The sequence below is a fragment of the Nostoc sp. UHCC 0252 genome (assembly GCF_034931145.1).
Lineage (GTDB): Bacteria > Cyanobacteriota > Cyanobacteriia > Cyanobacteriales > Nostocaceae > Nostoc.
On sequence record NZ_JAYGHE010000005.1, the window covers coordinates 123,729 to 141,056 of the forward strand.

General features: G+C 41.3%; 13 protein-coding genes. 8 read left to right on the plus strand and 5 right to left on the minus strand.

Features of this window, described 5'->3' with window-relative positions; translation table 11 throughout:
* Positions 1 to 59: 59 nt before the first annotated feature.
* A complete protein-coding gene (locus VB732_RS05035) occupies positions 60 to 1,076 on the minus strand; it encodes an ABC transporter substrate-binding protein (RefSeq protein WP_323229747.1) in 1,017 nt (338 codons plus the stop codon).
* Positions 1,077 to 1,087: 11 nt separating this feature from the next.
* On the minus strand, positions 1,088 to 3,646 hold the full coding sequence (locus VB732_RS05040) for a TonB-dependent siderophore receptor (protein ID WP_323229748.1): 2,559 nt from the start codon (positions 3,644 to 3,646) through the stop codon (positions 1,088 to 1,090).
* A gap of 529 nt (positions 3,647 to 4,175) precedes the next feature.
* Between VB732_RS05040 and VB732_RS05045 the strand changes: the two genes are divergently transcribed.
* From VB732_RS05045 to VB732_RS05080, 8 genes are all read left to right on the plus strand, one after another.
* A complete protein-coding gene (locus VB732_RS05045) occupies positions 4,176 to 4,547 on the plus strand; it encodes a FeoA family protein (RefSeq protein WP_323229749.1) in 372 nt (123 codons plus the stop codon).
* 301 nt (positions 4,548 to 4,848) lie between these two features.
* Positions 4,849 to 5,094, plus strand: a complete 246-nt coding sequence (locus VB732_RS05050) for a FeoA family protein (protein ID WP_181927325.1) — start codon at positions 4,849 to 4,851, stop codon at positions 5,092 to 5,094.
* Entirely contained in the window at positions 5,091 to 7,427 is a 2,337-nt protein-coding gene (gene feoB / locus VB732_RS05055) for a Fe(2+) transporter permease subunit FeoB (RefSeq protein WP_323229751.1), read from the plus strand. The genes VB732_RS05050 and feoB overlap by 4 nt, the downstream gene beginning before the upstream one ends.
* A gap of 28 nt (positions 7,428 to 7,455) precedes the next feature.
* Entirely contained in the window at positions 7,456 to 7,674 is a 219-nt protein-coding gene (locus tag VB732_RS05060; protein WP_323229753.1) for a FeoC-like transcriptional regulator, read from the plus strand.
* A 124-nt stretch (positions 7,675 to 7,798) separates the two neighbouring features.
* Positions 7,799 to 8,797, plus strand: a complete 999-nt coding sequence (locus tag VB732_RS05065) for an AraC family transcriptional regulator (protein WP_323229754.1) — start codon at positions 7,799 to 7,801, stop codon at positions 8,795 to 8,797.
* A gap of 106 nt (positions 8,798 to 8,903) precedes the next feature.
* A complete protein-coding gene (locus VB732_RS05070; RefSeq protein ID WP_323229755.1) occupies positions 8,904 to 11,417 on the plus strand; it encodes a TonB-dependent siderophore receptor in 2,514 nt (837 codons plus the stop codon).
* Between the two features lie 55 nt (positions 11,418 to 11,472).
* Positions 11,473 to 12,435, plus strand: a complete 963-nt coding sequence (locus VB732_RS05075; protein WP_323229756.1) for an iron-siderophore ABC transporter substrate-binding protein — start codon at positions 11,473 to 11,475, stop codon at positions 12,433 to 12,435.
* 4 nt (positions 12,436 to 12,439) lie between these two features.
* Positions 12,440 to 12,817, plus strand: a complete 378-nt coding sequence (locus tag VB732_RS05080; RefSeq protein ID WP_323229757.1) for a DUF1636 family protein — start codon at positions 12,440 to 12,442, stop codon at positions 12,815 to 12,817.
* 455 nt (positions 12,818 to 13,272) lie between these two features.
* On the opposite strand, the gene VB732_RS05085 is transcribed toward VB732_RS05080, so the two are convergent.
* The 3 genes from VB732_RS05085 to ctaD all read right to left on the minus strand — a co-directional run bounded on the left by VB732_RS05085 (position 13,273) and on the right by ctaD (position 17,321).
* Positions 13,273 to 14,823 carry a GMC family oxidoreductase gene (locus tag VB732_RS05085; RefSeq protein WP_323229759.1) on the minus strand — a complete coding sequence of 517 codons (1,551 nt, stop codon included), beginning with the start codon at positions 14,821 to 14,823 and terminating at the stop codon, positions 13,273 to 13,275.
* A gap of 80 nt (positions 14,824 to 14,903) precedes the next feature.
* Entirely contained in the window at positions 14,904 to 15,524 is a 621-nt protein-coding gene (locus VB732_RS05090) for a heme-copper oxidase subunit III (RefSeq protein WP_323229760.1), read from the minus strand.
* A 117-nt stretch (positions 15,525 to 15,641) separates the two neighbouring features.
* Complete coding sequence (gene ctaD, locus VB732_RS05095) at positions 15,642 to 17,321, minus strand: cytochrome c oxidase subunit I (RefSeq protein ID WP_323229761.1); 1,680 nt, start codon at positions 17,319 to 17,321, stop codon at positions 15,642 to 15,644.
* Between the last annotated feature and the right edge of the window lie 7 nt (positions 17,322 to 17,328).

Sequence of the window (17,328 nt, forward strand, 5' to 3'; positions counted from 1 at the left end):
ATTTTGATAAATTCATGTAAAATTTTGCCAAAATGTATTCTATTAACATTGACAATTTATCATTTAAACTTTTCTGGATACAAGGATTGAGCTAATATTTTAACTCCTTGAGCAAACCTGACACCGGATGTACTGTAGCTGTAATCAATAACTATAAATTTATCTTTTTGGACTGCGCTAATTTTTCCATAGGCTGGATTTGTGAGAAACAATTGTCGCTGTTCTTTCGCAGGCGACCAACTCGCGTCACTCAGAATAATTATTTCGGGATTACGGTTAATTACATCTTCCCAATTAACGCTTATATAAGTACCTTGAGCTTTTTCTTGAAATATATTCCGACCTCCCGCAAATTCCAACATTTGATTTGGTAAACTATCAACAGTGACAGTGTAAGGTGGACTTTCACTAGCATACCAAAAGACAGGTTTGGGAGGATTCACTTTGCCCAATTTTGTTTGAGTATCTTGCAGTTTTTGTTTTAAAGCAGCAATTAATTTAACAGCGCGATCGCTTACTCCAAAAATCTTACCAATATCCTGAATTTCACTATAAATATTTTCTACCAAAGCTCTTTTTTGTGGACAAACTTCTATAGCTCCTGCTGCCAAATATGAGTTAATATTTAAGCTAAGTAACTCTTTACGTCCACCGATAGCATCCTTACCAAAAGCCCCTGGAAATGACCCATAAACAAAATCTGGCTCTGCACCTAATAAGACCTCTTTTGAGGGATATTTATCGGCAATGACAGGAATTTGAGAGTAGGTTTTTTGGTATTCTGGCAGAATGCGATCGTCTAGATAAGCTGTACCAATCATCTGTGCCTCTAAACCTAGTGCTAACATGATTTCTGTTGCAGGTTGGTTGAGAGTAATTACACGTTTTGGTGGTTGTTTGTAGGTAATAGTAATACCACAGGTTTCAATTGTAACTGGGGTAAAATTAGCAGCCACAGATTGCAGATTTTTAGTATTTTCTACCTGCATCTGACAAGCAGTCATTATCACTAATAAAGCAGTTATGAGGAAACGTATATAGCGATTTCGCCACCAAGTAAAATCAGGAAGTTTCATTATTAACCCCCTTAAAAGTCAAACGACACTGTTCCTTGGACTGTAAACGGTGCGGCGGGGTAAATAAAGTAACCATCTAAAGTGTAGTATCTGACATTGGAAATATTTTTGAAGTTCAACCCAATTTTATAGCGATCGCGGCGATAGAAAATAGCAGCATCGGCTCTGACGTAAGAAGGTAGCGTTAAAGTGCTTGGTAATCTAGTCTCCTGTTCTCCCACAAAAGCTAGCCCCAGTCCGAATCCTAGCCCTTGTAAATTACCACTTTGAATTTGATACGTCGTCCACAGGCTAGCACTATTTTCGGGTACACCATACAATCTGCTACCAACAGGAATATCTTCGTCTTTTGTCACCACAGCATCGGTGTAGGCGTAGTTAGCAATGATATTCCAACCCGGTAAAATTTGTCCTGTAATGTCTAATTCTACCCCTCGGCTTCTTTGTTCGCCCGTGTTAATGCTGAAATTCTGAGGATCAACAGGATCTGGAGTTAGCACATTTTGTCGAGTAATTTGATAAAATGCCAACGTAGTCGAAAGACGGTCTTTAATCAAATCTTGTTTAATTCCCACTTCAAATTGTTCGCCAATTTCTGGTTTAAACTGCTCATCTGTCCGGCTTCTAGCAGAGTAATTAGGAGCAAAAGAGTTTGACCAATTGAAGTAAAGTGAAGTTGTTTGACTAGGCTGATAAACTATACCAACTCGTGGGGAAAATTGCGAATTGGATTGTTCGTTAATTATCGCGTTTGTCACACGATTTTTTCTGAATAATTCATTAGCATCAAAGCGACCACCAGCTAATATTTTCAGGTTAGGTAGAACTTCGATTAAATCTTGGATGTAAATTCCGATGTTGTCTGAGCCATATTCTCTACCAGAAGTTGGCGAGGATGGAATCACAAAATTTGTACTGTACTGGGGGTTGAAAATATCAATTGAAGTTACATCCCCCTCTGTAAAATCATACTGGAATTTATATCGAGATACTTCTACTCCAAATAGCAGATTATGGCGAATTGAACCAGTATTAAATTTACCGTAAATTTCGTTTTGCAAGGTCAGATTATTATTAGCTTCATCTGATTTTGTTAAACCTCTATCTCCTGTTCTGCGGTCATCTTGTAAGGCGAAGAGAAATGTTGATTTGGTATCTAAATCAGCCTGAACTATGTTAAACCCCTGGCGAAATCTCCAGTTATCACTAAATTTATGTTCAAAATTATAAGTAAATGCAGTTGAACGAGTATTACTTTCACTAAAATTAGGTTCTCCCAAAAATCTATTTCTGGGGAGTGTTAAAAATTCTGGTTCTGGAAGAAATCCGTAGTTAAAGTTGAGATTGTAGTTTTGGTATTCAAATTCTAGAGCTAGATTGGTACGCGGGCCAATTTTCCAAGTGAGTGCAGGGGCGATAAAGAAACTATCATTTCTAGTAAAGTCGCGGAAACTATCTGCATTTTCATAAGCGACATTCAGGCGATAAAGAAGTGATTTATCTTCTGTGAGTGGCCCAGTCAAGTCAATTGTAGGACGAAAAAAGTTGTAACTTCCGTAAGTAACACTGGCATTATAGTAAGGTTCAGCTAGAGGCTTTTTTGTGACGGTATTGACAACACCACTGGGAATACCTGAACTAAATTGGCCACCTCCATACAGAACTGAGGCTGGGCCTTTGAGAATCTCAAATTGCTCGACGTTAGCGATATCACGAGGTGTCACATAGCCAAAATCTTGAAAACCGTTGCGTAAGTTGCCAAAATTTGTTGTAAACCCGCGAATGCGAAAACCTACGGAGGGTAGAGAACCATAACCTGGTTCTTGCTGGACACCCGCCACATTATCAGCTAAATCATTTAGTCTAACTACGCCTCTATCCTCAATTACCTGACGGGGGATGACTTGAATAGATAAAGGTAAATCGCGTAGTGGTGCTTCTATTTTAGTGCCGGTGGTGGCGGTGGGGACATTATACCCATCTCTCTCTCCTGTCACTGTCAATTCAATGGGTTGATTAGTTTCAGCCGATGGTTGCGTAGGTGGCGTTTCGCTACTTGGTTTATTTGGTGTGGAAGATGTAGCTGGTGTGACAACAAAAATTAAACCTTCATTGCTGTCATCTAACTCGACTTTCGGTACATCCGCCTCGCCTGTCACAGTTACTCGGATACTATTTGTATCTACGTTACTAACAGTTACTTCCGTAATTCCTGCAATTGGCTTTTCTTGACGGAAGGAATCACCACTAGTTAAACGTAGTTGAATATTAGGAATATCTGCAATGAAATTATTCCCTTCAGTTTTATTAGTGACTTGCAACTTATCGGATGTAGGAGTTTTTAAGATGATTTCCAAGCCGCTAGAGGTTTGGTTCAGACGTACTTCTGTGACTGAAATAATCTCTGTCTGCTGCGCTAGCCAGTCTTTGGTATTAGTGTGAGGACGTTGGATATCACTGACTTGGGGAATGTCTTTGATGACTATTTCATCTGCATAAACTGGATAATTAACTAAGACTATTGCAGCAGATGTTAGCCACAAATAAACTGATAAATTAGGCTTTTTCACCCTACTTTCTCACACCACTTGCAAAAATGACACTCACCACATTGCCAAAAAATCAGTAATAGAGTTACTGATTTTCACTATATACAAATATTACTTGTGACAATAAGTTAAAGTAGTATCTATGTCAAAAGACAGAGTGTCAAACTTAACTCAAGCTCACTCTGTTTTTGTTGGGAAATGAAGATTTCCTCATCTTTGAGCTAATGCTATGGCTGCTGGCAAAAGGTTAGTATTTCTTATCTGTTGACTTGCTAATTTTCATAGGTTGTAAGATTTTACAAGTTGTCTTTTGACAAGATAGCCTATCTCTGCATTATTACTTTATATCTATTTGCAAGAATTAAATCTTTTTCATCTATTAATTGATATATACTATCAACTAGATTGAGAGGCTAAAACTCTGGCAACCGTAAGTCTTCATGCTTGCTACCTTTTTTGGTGACATTTTGCAAAGGAGTTGCAGCAGGGGGAAAAGTTGGTATTGTTGCCAGTTATATTACTCCAAACCCACCCATTGTTTTGAAAGGTGATGACAGATAGCAAAAATAACTACAACCAACACCAAAAGCCTAAAGGATGGGGGTTTACGTTTTTTGGAGAGACACCCGAAACTCCCGAATTAGAAGAAAAAACCCTCAATAATGGCTCTTTTGTGAACACAGGTAAATCTTTCCCTTTAGCGATCGCTAGTGTGGGAGAGCGTTTAGCGATCGCTAAACTCAAAGGGACAGAAGGTACAGTCCGTCGTCTGATTGGTATGGGATTAGTTCCTGGAAGTGAACTTCAAGTGATTAGTATTGCCAATGGTTCTGTCATCATTGCACTTGGTGATAACCGCATTGGTTTAGGGGTAGGTATGGCACAGAAAATACTATGTACCAATTTAGGGACTTCCAACTAAAAAAATATACCATCACGCCTGTCAGCAGGGGAGCAGAGGAGCAGGGGAGCAGGGGAGAAACAGAAAATATGGACTGACTAAAGTATAGAAGATGGAAACAAGAAAATATGTCCACATCTTTGACATATTTTTGCAATAAGTTTGTAAATAATAAGTGCGATATTCTATGTCATTAAACAAAGTTTCATAACTAGACAGATATGAAGCTGTTATATCTAGAATGCCAGCCAGTTATGGTTTGTGAATTTTTCCTATCTCTTTTAAATAGCGTTACTAAATATACCGAGCTTTACAAACAAAAATGAGTGAAAAAAGACAACTACGTGATTTAGCTGTGGGCTGTACGGGGCGGGTGGTTGGTTATGAAAAAGCTGCCCGTAGTTATAAAGGAAAATTGCTGGCGATGGGACTGACACCTGGTACAGAGTTTACTGTCACCCGCCATGCACCTCTGGGAGATCCTGTAGAAATCCAAGTGCGGGGTTTCAAATTGAGTCTGCGAAAAGACGAAGCCAATGCTTTATTTGTAGAGGAAGTAACACAATGACGAAGCAGATAATTGCATTGGTAGGTAATCCTAATTGTGGTAAAACTACTTTATTTAATGCCTTGACAGGTGCTAATCAAAGAACTGGTAACTGGCCTGGTGTCACAGTGGAACGCAAAGAAGGCAAATATATCCACAAGGGGAAAAACATTACTGTTGTTGACTTACCAGGAGTTTATTCTCTGGATGCTGAAGATAGTGACACGGGACTTGATGAACTGATAGCGCGAGATTATCTGCTTGCTGGTGAAGCGGATGTGATTATTAACATTGTTGATGCTTCCAACTTAGAACGCAACTTGTATCTGACTACCCAAATCATGGAAATGCGCTTACCGATGATTGTGGCGTTGAACATGATGGATGTGGCTAAAGACAGGGAAATTAAGATAAATCCCGCCCTACTTTCACAGCGTCTTGGTTGTCCGGTGATTCCCATGAGTGCAACATCAGGTAAGGGAGTTCCAGAATTACAAGATGCGATTAATCAATCTTTCGTTAACTTATTAGTACCACCAACCTACGTTGCTTACCCTGCCGTAATTGAAGATGCGATCGCGCAATTAGTCCCTTTCATCACAGAACATAGTCCCAACCGCACAGTAGATCCCCGGTGGACAGCCCTGAAACTTTTGGAATACGAGGATCGAATTGCACCAGAATTGAGGAGTAAGGAATTAGAGAGGATAGTTGTAGAACACCGACGACAAGTCCATCAAACCCTCGATGATGATTTAGATATTATCATCGCCGATAGTCGTTACACCTTTATTCGTAACTTAATTCAAGGTGCAGCCGAACGCAGCAGAGAAGTTAAAACTAACATTTCCGACAAAATCGACCAAGTGGTACTCAATCGCTGGTTGGGTATACCAATTTTCTTGTTAATCATGTACGTGATATTCACCATATCGATTCATGTCGGTGGTGCTTTTATTGACTTTTTTGATATTAGCTTTGCCACGATTTTTGTTGATGGTTTCGGTAAACTGCTGGAAAACATCAATGCACCAGGATGGCTGATTGGACTATTAGCACAGGGCGCAGGTGGTGGGATTCAAACCACAGCCACTTTTATTCCCCAAATAGGCATGATGTTCTTGTGTCTGTCGGTGTTAGAAGATACTGGCTATATGGCACGGGCAGCCTTTGTGATGGATCGGTTGATGCGTTTAATTGGGCTTCCTGGTAAATCCTTTGTCCCGATGATTGTGGGTTTTGGGTGTAACATTCCCGGAATTATGGCGACGCGGACATTAGAAAATAAACGCGATCGCCTGATGACAGTGATGATGAATCCCTTCATGTCCTGTAGCGCCAGATTGACAGTTTACGCCCTATTTATTGGTGCTTTCTTCCCCGTTGGCGGTCAAAATATGGTTTTAGGTCTTTACCTATTGGGTATCTTAGCCGCCATATTCACCGGACTGATCTTGAAAAATACCATTCTCCAAGGGGAAGCCGCGCCTTTTATCATGGAACTACCCCCATACCATATACCCAAGATTAAAGGTGTTTTTTTGCGTGCAGGCGATCGCCTCAAAGCTTTCATCACCAAAGCCGGCATTGCTATTGTAATTATGGTGATCGTCCTGGGCTTCATGAATTCTGTTGGTACTGATGGCACATTCGGCAAGCAAGATAGCAAAGATTCGATTCTCAGTGCCATGAGTCGTACAGTCACACCAGTATTTACACCAATGGGAATTACTCAAGATAACTGGCCTGCTACCGTTGGTTTGATGACAGGGGTATTTGCGAAAGAAGTGATGGTTGGTACAATGAACTCTCTGTATACGGGATTGGCAGAAGCAGAAAAAGCAGCCACAGCAGAGCCAGAAAAACCGGAAGAATATAGTTTTTGGGGTGGTATTAGTAAAGCATTTGCCAGCATTCCAGAGAATTTGGCAAAACTTCCTGGTCAACTATTTGACCCCCTTGGTTTAAGTGCTGCCAATGTTTCGACAGACCAAAAGCAAGCCGCAGAAGCTCAAGGTGTATCTGTTAGCACTTACGGCGAAATGTCCAAACGGTTTAGTAGTACATCTGCGGCTTTCGCCTATCTGTTGTTTGTGCTGTTGTACTTTCCCTGCGTTTCTGCGACGGCTGCACTTTACCGGGAGACTAATTTGGGGTGGACGGTATTTGCTGGATTGTGGACTACTGGTTTAGCTTACTGGGTGGCGGTTTTATATTACCAACTGGCGACATTTACACAACATCCAAGTTCTTCTATTGCTTGGGTAGTGGGATTAGCTTTTGTTATGGCGATGGCGATTTTCGGACTGAAGATGGCAGGTACTACACGTACAAGAGAAGTTATTAGTCACTAATCATTGGTCATTAGCAAAGGACAAAACCATGATATTAAGTGAACTACAACAATTCCTTGCCCAACACAAAAAAGCTTCTCTTGCAGATATGCAACTCCACTTTCGCATGGATGGAGATGCTTTACGAGGAATGCTGAGTAAGCTAATCCGTAAAGGTCGAGTCCGCAAAATGGAGGATGCGAAAAAGTGTGGTGGATGTCACAGTTGTCAGCCAGAAGCGATTGAATTTTATGAATGGGTTTGTTAAAGTTGGCAATCATCCACCACAGATAACAATAATGTAGTCATAAGGTTTTACGTACTGATTTCACCGCCTCTAGCTGAATTTAATGAGATAATTTCTTAATTAGATGTGAAGAATTTATCCAAAAATGACTATCACGATTTCCCAACAAGCTTACGACGAACTGTGGCAAGAGATAGGGACTAATGGAACTAGTCACTATCCTGACCCCAAGGACAAGTTTGATGTGATACACAAGTATCCGCAGCCATTGGGAAGGGGTTACTGGCGAGAAATTCAACTCAGGGAAGGTTTTAATTTGACCCTTGCTGACTATAGAGTGTGCGATCGCCTAATGATAGAATTCTCCGATCTGGATACAACCGGCATAGAGTATCACTTTCATCTGTCTGGACAAACTCAGTGTCGGCAAACTTTTCTGGAAGGTGGAAGATATGGTGTCTACGGTAGAGGGATAGAAAAAGAATCACTAGGTGATATTTCCACCAAACAGCCTTTCTTGGAAGTGATTATCGAAATGTTGCCTGAAACACTGCACTCTATGGCTGGTCATCCAGATGGGGAAATACCAAGAGAATTACAGCATTTGGTCGGAACATCTGCACAACCATGCTACTGTCGTGATGGTATTGCCACACCAGCTATGCAAACTGTCGCCAAGCAAATTATCCACTGTCCTTATCGGGGAATCGCCAAGCGGGTTTATCTGGAAGGTAAAGCTTTAGAGTTGATGGGAATGTTGTTAGCTGTGGAAATGGAAATTCAAGGAAGTAAGAGCAATCCTCATCCATTGACAGGCGATTTAGTAGACAGAATTTATTATGCTAGGGATATTTTGCAACAAAGACTAGATAATCCACCTAGTCTTAGAGAGTTATCAAGACTGGTAGGCTTAAATGAATGTACTCTCAAGCAAGGTTTTCGTCAGGTGTTTGGTACAACAGTATTTGGTTTTCTCCACGGTTATTGCATGGAACAAGCATGGCAAATGCTGCAAACGGGAACCTGGAAAGTTGGAGAAGTTGCCAATATGGTCGGTTACAATGATTTGACTGCTTTTGGGAGAGCCTTTCGGAAAAAATTTGGCATCCGTCCACGGGATTGTATGAAAAAATTTTCCGTTTGAGCCGAATAGAAATTCCGTTTGAGCCGAATTATCTCTATCTTCACCTCCATAGTTTTCCCTAAGCTAATTAGGAAAAATTTTTATTAAGCTTCAAGGTGTGGGAGTGATGGTCAATTTTTTACGACTGCGGCGGTTACTATTGCTGACAGGTGTATTTTTTCTTCTGGGAGTGCAAGCAACATGGGCAGAGGATACAAATTCTGCTAACAATGCTCAAATTTTGGTACAGTCACCAACACCTACATCAAAAATTATCGCGATCGCGGGAGTAAAAGCAACTTCCACCCAAAATGGTGTGGAGGTAATTTTAGAGACACCCCTTGGAGAACAACTACAAATTACAAATCGCAGTACTGGTAACAATTTCATTGCAGATATTCCTAATGCTCAATTGCGTTTACCTAACGGCAATGCTTTCAACTTCCGTTCAGAAAAACCAAGTGCGGGAATTACTGAAATAACAGTTATCAATACTGACACAAATACTGTGCGGGTGACAGTGGTAGGTGAAACAAGTTTACCAACAGTTGAATTATTTGATGACAATACAGGGCTGGTTTTTGGGATAAATTCTAGTGCAACCGCGATGCAGCCACCACAGCAGCCGGAAACGCCACCAGTACAAGAAATACCAGAAACTCAGACACCGCAAAAAGAACCAGCAGCGCAGCAAGATGATGCGATTGAGTTGGTAGTGACAGGAGAACAAGATGGATATCGTGTACCAGATGCTAGCACTGGAAGTAGGCTAGATATTCCACTACTAGAAACACCTGCATCAATTGGCGTAATTACAGAGGAATTCATTGAGGATAAAGCACCCCGACGAGTAGAAGACTTAGCCCCTTACATTAGCGGAGTCACAGCAGGGAATGATGGACAGGGTGGACTCTTCACTGACTTCCAAATTCGTGGATTTAGTACAGGTAGCCAAGTTTATATCAATGGGTTACGAGATAATTACCGTTCTTTAATCAGAGACTTTGCAAATATTGAACGTCTAGAAATTTTGAAAGGTTTCTCTTCGTTACTTTACGGCACAGGTTCACCTGGTGGAGTAGTTAACTACATTACCAAGAAGCCCCAAGCCACACCCGGTTATAAATTTTCAGTCGATGCAGGTAGCTTTAATTTTTATCGCACTGAGGTTGATTTAACAGGGCCTTTAACTGAGAACAAGAATGTGCTTTATCGCCTCAATCTAGCTTTTCAAGATGCGGATTCTTTTGTAGACAACGTTGAAGATAATCGTATTTTTGTTGCTCCCTCACTCACCTTCTTAACGGGTGGAGGCGGTTCTCTGACAATTGAAGGGGAGTACTACCGACAAGATAAAGATACTAATAGTGGAGCTAAATACTTAAATGGTGAGTTTTTCTACGATCGCAGTTATACAGACCCCCGCAATAGCCAAATTTACGATCACTATCGGATTGCAGCCTACTTAGACCAGCCAATTAGTAAACAGTGGTCAATTAATCTTAGCGGTCAGTATTTTAATACTCAAAGGGATCTCAATCCTCTCTTGACATCAGGTTTTTTTGACGGTGATACTCTCAACCGTTTCTACAGAACACTCTTTGATGACTATTATCAATACAACCTGCGTGGTGAAGTCCGAGGAAACTTTAATGTTGGAGCCTCAGAACATAAGTTACTAGTAGGCGCAGAGTACAACAAGTATCGCTCACGCTTTAATGGTAATCTTGCTTTTTTTGGGAATATTGACATTGCCAATCCTACTTTTGATGTTCCTCTTCCCACCGATCCGGCTGAGAGTTCATCTGATTTTAGCGACAGTGATTGGGGTGTTTACATTCAAGATTTCATCAAACTTGGGCAATTTCGCTTACTAGCAGGTTTGCGCTACGGCGGATTTGATTCTGTAACTGGTAGCGCAGATAATTTTGTTTCTCCCAGCATCGGCTTAGTTTATAACTTGACAGACTCAGCTTCAGTTTATGCCAGCTTTAGTCAATCCACAGTGCCACAATATGGTTTACTTGCAGACGGTGGTTTTCCTGATCCTAGAGACGCTACTCAATATGAAGTTGGTGCTAAAGTAAATCTGTTAAAGGATAGGTTGACTGTTACTGCTGCACTATTTAACTTAAAGCAAACAAACATTGCAGAAACCGATCCCACAAACCCTGATGTCAGCATCCTTGTAGGCGATATTCGTAGTCGGGGATTTGAATTAGATATCAGTGGAAAAGTCACCGAGAATTTTAGTTTGATTGCAGCTTACACCTACTTAGATTCAGAAATTACCAAAAGTGTCGTCCCTGGACAAGAAGGGAACCGCCCAATTAATACTCCACGACACACTGTAGGTCTTTATGGCAAGTACCAGTTTACTGGAAGTTCGCTAAAAGGGTTGAGTTTAGGTACTGGTTTAGTTTATGTGGGTGAAAGAGAAGGAGATAACGAAAATAGTTTTGAGCTTCCTGGCTACGTGCGAGTAGATTTAGGTGCTGCTTACAAAGTTAATAACCTGACTTTTCGGTTAGGTATTGAAAATCTCTTTGATATTCGTTATGCTTCCGGTTCAAACAATTCAGCAAACATTTCTCAAGGTTCACCTTTTGCCGTGACTGGTTCAGTTTCAGTGCAGTTTTAATTTAGGTTTTATCTCAGAGATAATTTTGCGGACATCTTGAGAAGTTGACTGAAGCATGAAAAGAGTGACAATACGCTATTGGATACGTTGTTTAGGATTAATGTTTTTGATTATTGGGCTGATTACAGCTTGTAGTCATCACACAGTTAAAAACACAGTTTCTCCTACTAATTTAGCAAGTAAAGATTGCCGCGTCGTTCAACACACAATGGGAGAAACCTGTGTTCCTATAGACCCACAGCGTATTGTCACTTTTTCTTTACCGACTTTAGGTAATGCAATTGCCTTGGGAGTTAAGCCCCTGGGAAGTACCTATGTTGATATGCTGGGTGAACATACATATCTAGAAGGTAAAGTTGAAGGTATCAATTCATTAGGAATTTCTTCACCTAATTTAGAAAAGATTTTACTGATTAAGCCCGATATTATTATAGGTTGGAATGCGGAAAGACAATTTTATCCTCTCCTTTCGCAAATTGCTCCTACTGTACTATTTAATTGGCAAAATAAAACTTGGCGAGAGTTATTTGATTTTGTGACTCAGGTTTTAGGAAAACAAGAGGCTGCACAGCAAGCTTGGGAACATTATCATCAACGAGTTGAAAAACTCAAAGCAGCTTTAGGAAACCGCTATCAAAACAAGGAAATTTCTCTGGTTTTTTTAGCTCCTGGTGTGATATTTAGTGAAACAAAAAACTCGTTTCCTGATTTTATTCTTCAGGATGTAGGGTTGCAACGTCCCAAAGCCCAAAAAGCGATCGCACCTTCTGGACAACTGTATTTTTCGCTAGAAGAATTAGCGAAAGCCGACGGTGATATTATGTTTGTGGGAACATTGACTGATGATAGTCAAAAATTTCTGGAAGAACTCAAACAAAAACCACTTTGGAAACATCTTCGAGCAGTTCAACAAAATCATGTTTACCCTATCAATTACTTGACTTGGAGAGGAGGAAATTTACTTGCGGCTGATGCCATCCTTGATGACCTTTTTAAATACCTCGTAAACAGTCCCTAACTTTATGCCTAAACACACCATATTTGTCTGTAAATCCTGCCACCGCTCATCTGAGGAACGACCAGAAAATGCACCTTTTGATGGCGATATTTTACTTGACAAACTAAATAATTTATGCTCTGAACAACTTTCCTCTAACGAAATTAAAATTCAGTCTGTTGGGTGTTTGTGGGCGTGCAGTCAAGGCTGTGTTGTAGCTGTATCAAGTGATGAGAAACCCACTTATCTCTTTGTCAATCTCACTCCAGAAGAAAGCGCAGCCGCCTTACTAGAATTTATGCAACTATATATCAAAAGCCGTAAAGGTAATGTAGTTTGGGAAAAGCTTCCGCAAGTTTTACAGTCGGCTATTTTCGCGCAAATTCCGCCTAATAATTCATAATTACAACTACTTAACCTGAGTTCGGGATAATAAATCCTCAAAAGCCTTGAATTATCGTTGTTCGGTCTAAAGCTCTGTTTTCATCTATTGTCAATAAGACATATTGCTGAGATTAGTTTCATTTGTGAACCTTATTGACAAAATGATTCCACTTTTATCCCTGCTTTGATCAATTCCAGTTTTATTCAATCCTGACAGAATAAGCTTTTTAGCTTCTGGCTTAACCCGAACTCAGGTTACTTATTACCTTGATTTGCATCTAGATTTTATCTAAATTTGATGACAACATATTCCGCAATTCTACAATTGTATTTGCCATAACAATTAGTGCAGATGTATCTAACAAAATCTGAGCCATCAGAACTCCTGATAAAGAACATCATCAGCCTGTTCAGCATTTCATGCACGGTTTTGTAGCCAAGTCAGGGAGGTGACTTTCTGGTTTAGGCATCCACCTAATGCAATCTTTGAATCAGATAATCGCCAACTCGCAAAGCATTGGCAATAATAGTTAAAGCCGGACTCACCCCAGAATTAGACGGGAAGAAACTACCATCAACAACATAGAGATTATTCACATCATGGGTGCGACAATCGAGGTCAAGCACAGATGTTTTTGTATCTTCCCCAAACCGACAAGTACCGCACTGATTCGCCACCACTTGAATCGGGCTATCACTACGGGGATAAATACCGCGACGAAACACCGGGTTTTCCGAAGTGCGGTCTACAGCTTTTAGCACATCAGTCCAGCGATAAATCAGGCGATCGTGTGCCTCAGTATTATTAGGCGTATAATCCAAATACAACTTATCACCCACAACCCGCACCCGATTTTTCGGGTCAGGTAAATCTTCCGTTTGTAACCACCAACCAATAGAATGATTGGCTAACTGTCGCATTCCAAACCCAGGTACTAACCTCGACATTAGCGATAACAAAGGCGATGCTTCGGCGGGGATCATCTCTTGCAGAATACTACCTGTATTTTGAATATGACCCATTGGGAAAGGAAAATCTGATTCTCCCCAATAAAAATCATTCACAGCAATTGTTTTCTGAAAAACCGTCGGGTTTGCTGTCGGGCTAAGTTGTACCATCGCCGTCATCAGGTGTTTCATAAAATTACGTCCCACCAAATCAGAACTATTAGCAAGTCCCTTTGGGTGTTTGTCATTTGCAGAACGCAACAGCAACGCCGCCGAATTTACCGCACCACAAGCTAGAACTACGATATCTGCAAAAAATAGATAGGATTGTCCATCAATTTCTGCTTCCACAGCTTTTACTTCCATACCAGATGGATTAGTGTGTAAACGCACAACCTTAGCTGAGGTTTTTAAGGTGACGTTAGAATGTGACAAAGCTGGGTTAATTCCCACAGTATGAGCATCAGCTTTGGCATCTATTTTACAAGGGAAACCATCACAAGTATGACATCGGATACAATCACTCTTGAGTGCTAAAGGTAGATGTGTTGGATGTAGCCCTTGTTGGGAGATAGCATCAGCAATTGTTTGCATCCGCGCTTCGTGACTTACTTCTGCATAAGGATAAGTTTCGCTGCGGGGTGGTTCTGTTGGGTCATTGCCTAGTTTACCGTGGACGTGGTAGAGTTTCTCGGCTTCAGTGTAGTAGGGTTCAAAGTCTTGGTACTTCAAAGGCCACTCAATTGAAATTCCATCTTGATGTTTGACTTCTTGAAAATCCCGTTCCCGCATCCGCAACAGTGCTGCACCATATACTTTTGTATTTCCGCCTATCCAATAGTTAATTTGGGGACGAAAAGGTTCGCCGGCGCTGTCGTACCATTGTTCTTGAGTGTGATAACGTTCTTTTTTAAAGACTTCAACAGCACTCCAATTTTCTTCTTCTTTGGGGAGAAAATTGCTGCGTTCTAGAATGAGGATTTTTTTGCCTGTTGGGGCGAGTTTATATGCTAATGTACCGCCACCAGCACCAGTGCCAACGATAATAATGTCATAGTGTTGATCGTCAATAATCATAAGGGTTTTTCTTTGAGAAGGAAATGAGAAAGCAGGGGGGCAGAGGGGCAGGGGAGAGGAGGATTTTTCAGATAAAGTATTTATTGCCAGATATAAATGAGGAAAAATAAAATAATCCAAATTACATCAACAAAGTGCCAAAATAGGGAAGTTGCATCTACGCCAAAATGACCTTGATCGTAATTACCAGGAATGAGCGATCGCACTAACATAATTAACTGCAACAACACACCAGTAAAAACGTGCAACCCGTGGAATCCTGTTAATAGATAAAACATTCCCCCGAATACACCAGATGTGACAGTAAAATGCAGACTACTCCATTCAATTGCTTGACCATACAAGAAGTAGCTACCCATCGCCATTGTTGTTGACCAAAGCAGACGGAATCCCCACATATTATGGCGTTTCAGGGCAAGTTCCGCGAAATAAATCACAAAGCTACTAGAAACCAGAATTACCGTATTAATCGCCGGTTCCCTAACCTCCAATCCCTCTACACCAGGAGGTAGCCAATCAGGAGTCGTGGTTTTATAAACAATATATCCTGCGAAAAAACTCAGAAAAATGATGCTTTCCGAAAGTAAAAATACGATAAAGCCAAACATACTATTGGCGGCTTCATCATGAGTATGTTCAACAGTCCTCGTCTCCAAAGACTCCTGCAACTCTTCTCGACTAATAGAACTATTCACAGTCATAGTTGAATTTTCACTAATTTTTTTTTGGTTTGTAGTGGGGACTTTAGTCCTCTCCTGGAAACAAAATTAAGGACTGAAGTCCTTACTACGAACATCGCACTAGGTTTCAAGTATGAATTAATTCAAATCTCTTGCTAACTCTTGCTTTTCCAAATTCGCCGTCAACGGTTCAGACTTCCCATACCCATAAGGTTCAGAAATCACCACAGGAATCTCCTCAAAATTCTCCACCGGCGGCGGAGAAGCCACCAGCCACTCCAACCCAATAGCCCGCCAAGGATTATCCGGTGCTTTCTCACCCTGCACCCAAGAACCAATCATGTTCAAAATAAAGGGTAGTGTAGACATCCCCAACAAAAATCCACCAATACTAGCAATCACATTCCAAAAAGCATATTCTGGGTCGTAGGAAGAAACCCGACGCAACATCCCTTGTAAGCCTAATGGGTGCATGGGTAAAAAATTCAGGTTAGTCCCGATGAATGATAACCAAAAATGCAGCTTACCCAAGCCTTCGTAGTACATCCGCCCAGTCATCTTGGGAAACCAATGATAAAAGGCGGCAAACATCCCCATTGTCACAGTTCCGTAGAGGACGTAATGAAAGTGACCCACGACAAAGTAAGTATTATTAACGTGAATATCAATCGGTACAGAGGAAAGCATAATGCCTGTGATACCGGCAAACACAAACATAATCAATCCACCCAAAGCAAACAGCATCGGGGTAGTCAGCCGCAGTTTACCTCCCCAAATTGTCGCCACCCAAGCAAACACCTTAATCCCCGTGGGTACGGAAACGAACATTGTGGAAACCATGAACACTATCCGCATCCAGGCTGGTGTACCACTGGCAAACATGTGATGTACCCAAACAAAACCACTTACGCCGGCAATCAATAGTGAGGAAACGGCAACTACTTTGTAGCCAAACAGAGGTTTACGGCTATAAACTGGGAAGATTTCGGAAAAGATGCCAAAAACAGGTAGTATGATTACGTAAACTGCTGGATGTGAATAGAACCAGAAAAAATGTTGAAAGAGAACTGCATTACCGCCCTTGGCAGGGTCAAAGAAGGCTGTACCAATGCTGAGGTCAAGTAGCAGCATGACTGCACCTGCCGTCAGTGCAGGCAATCCAAACAGTTGGATAATCTGGGCGCTGAACACTGCCCAAACATAAGCCGGCATCCGAAAGAAGGTCATTCCTGGTGCGCGCATTTTGACAATTGTGGTAACAAAATTAACACCACCCATAATCGAGGATACACCCGATATGGCTACAGCTATCAGCCAGAGAAATTGACCGTTAATGAGATTACCTGTAGGGTTTTGCAAGCTAACTGGGGGATAAGACCACCAACCTGCTTGGGCTGGGCCACCAGGTAGGAAGAAACTAGCCATGAGGATAATTCCAAATACTGGCACCATCCAGAAGGCTACGGCATTCAGGCGGGGAAATGCCATATCTCGCGCCCCAATCATTAGCGGGACAAGGTAGTTTGCTAGACCAACTAAGACGGGAAAAGTCCACAAGAACAGCATGATTGTGCCGTGCATGGTGAACATGGCATTGTATACTGTGCGGTCAACTAAATCGGCTTCTGGGGTAATCAGTTCGCCGCGAATAATCATTGCCAAGATGCCACCGATCAGAAAGAAGATGAATGAGGTGACAATATATTGGATACCGATAACTTTGTGGTCGGTGCTGAAGGTGAAGTAGGTTTTCCAGGTGGTGGGGGGATGGTGGTGTGTTTCTGCTATTTTGGGATTTTCGATTTGGGTATTTGTCATAGGATTT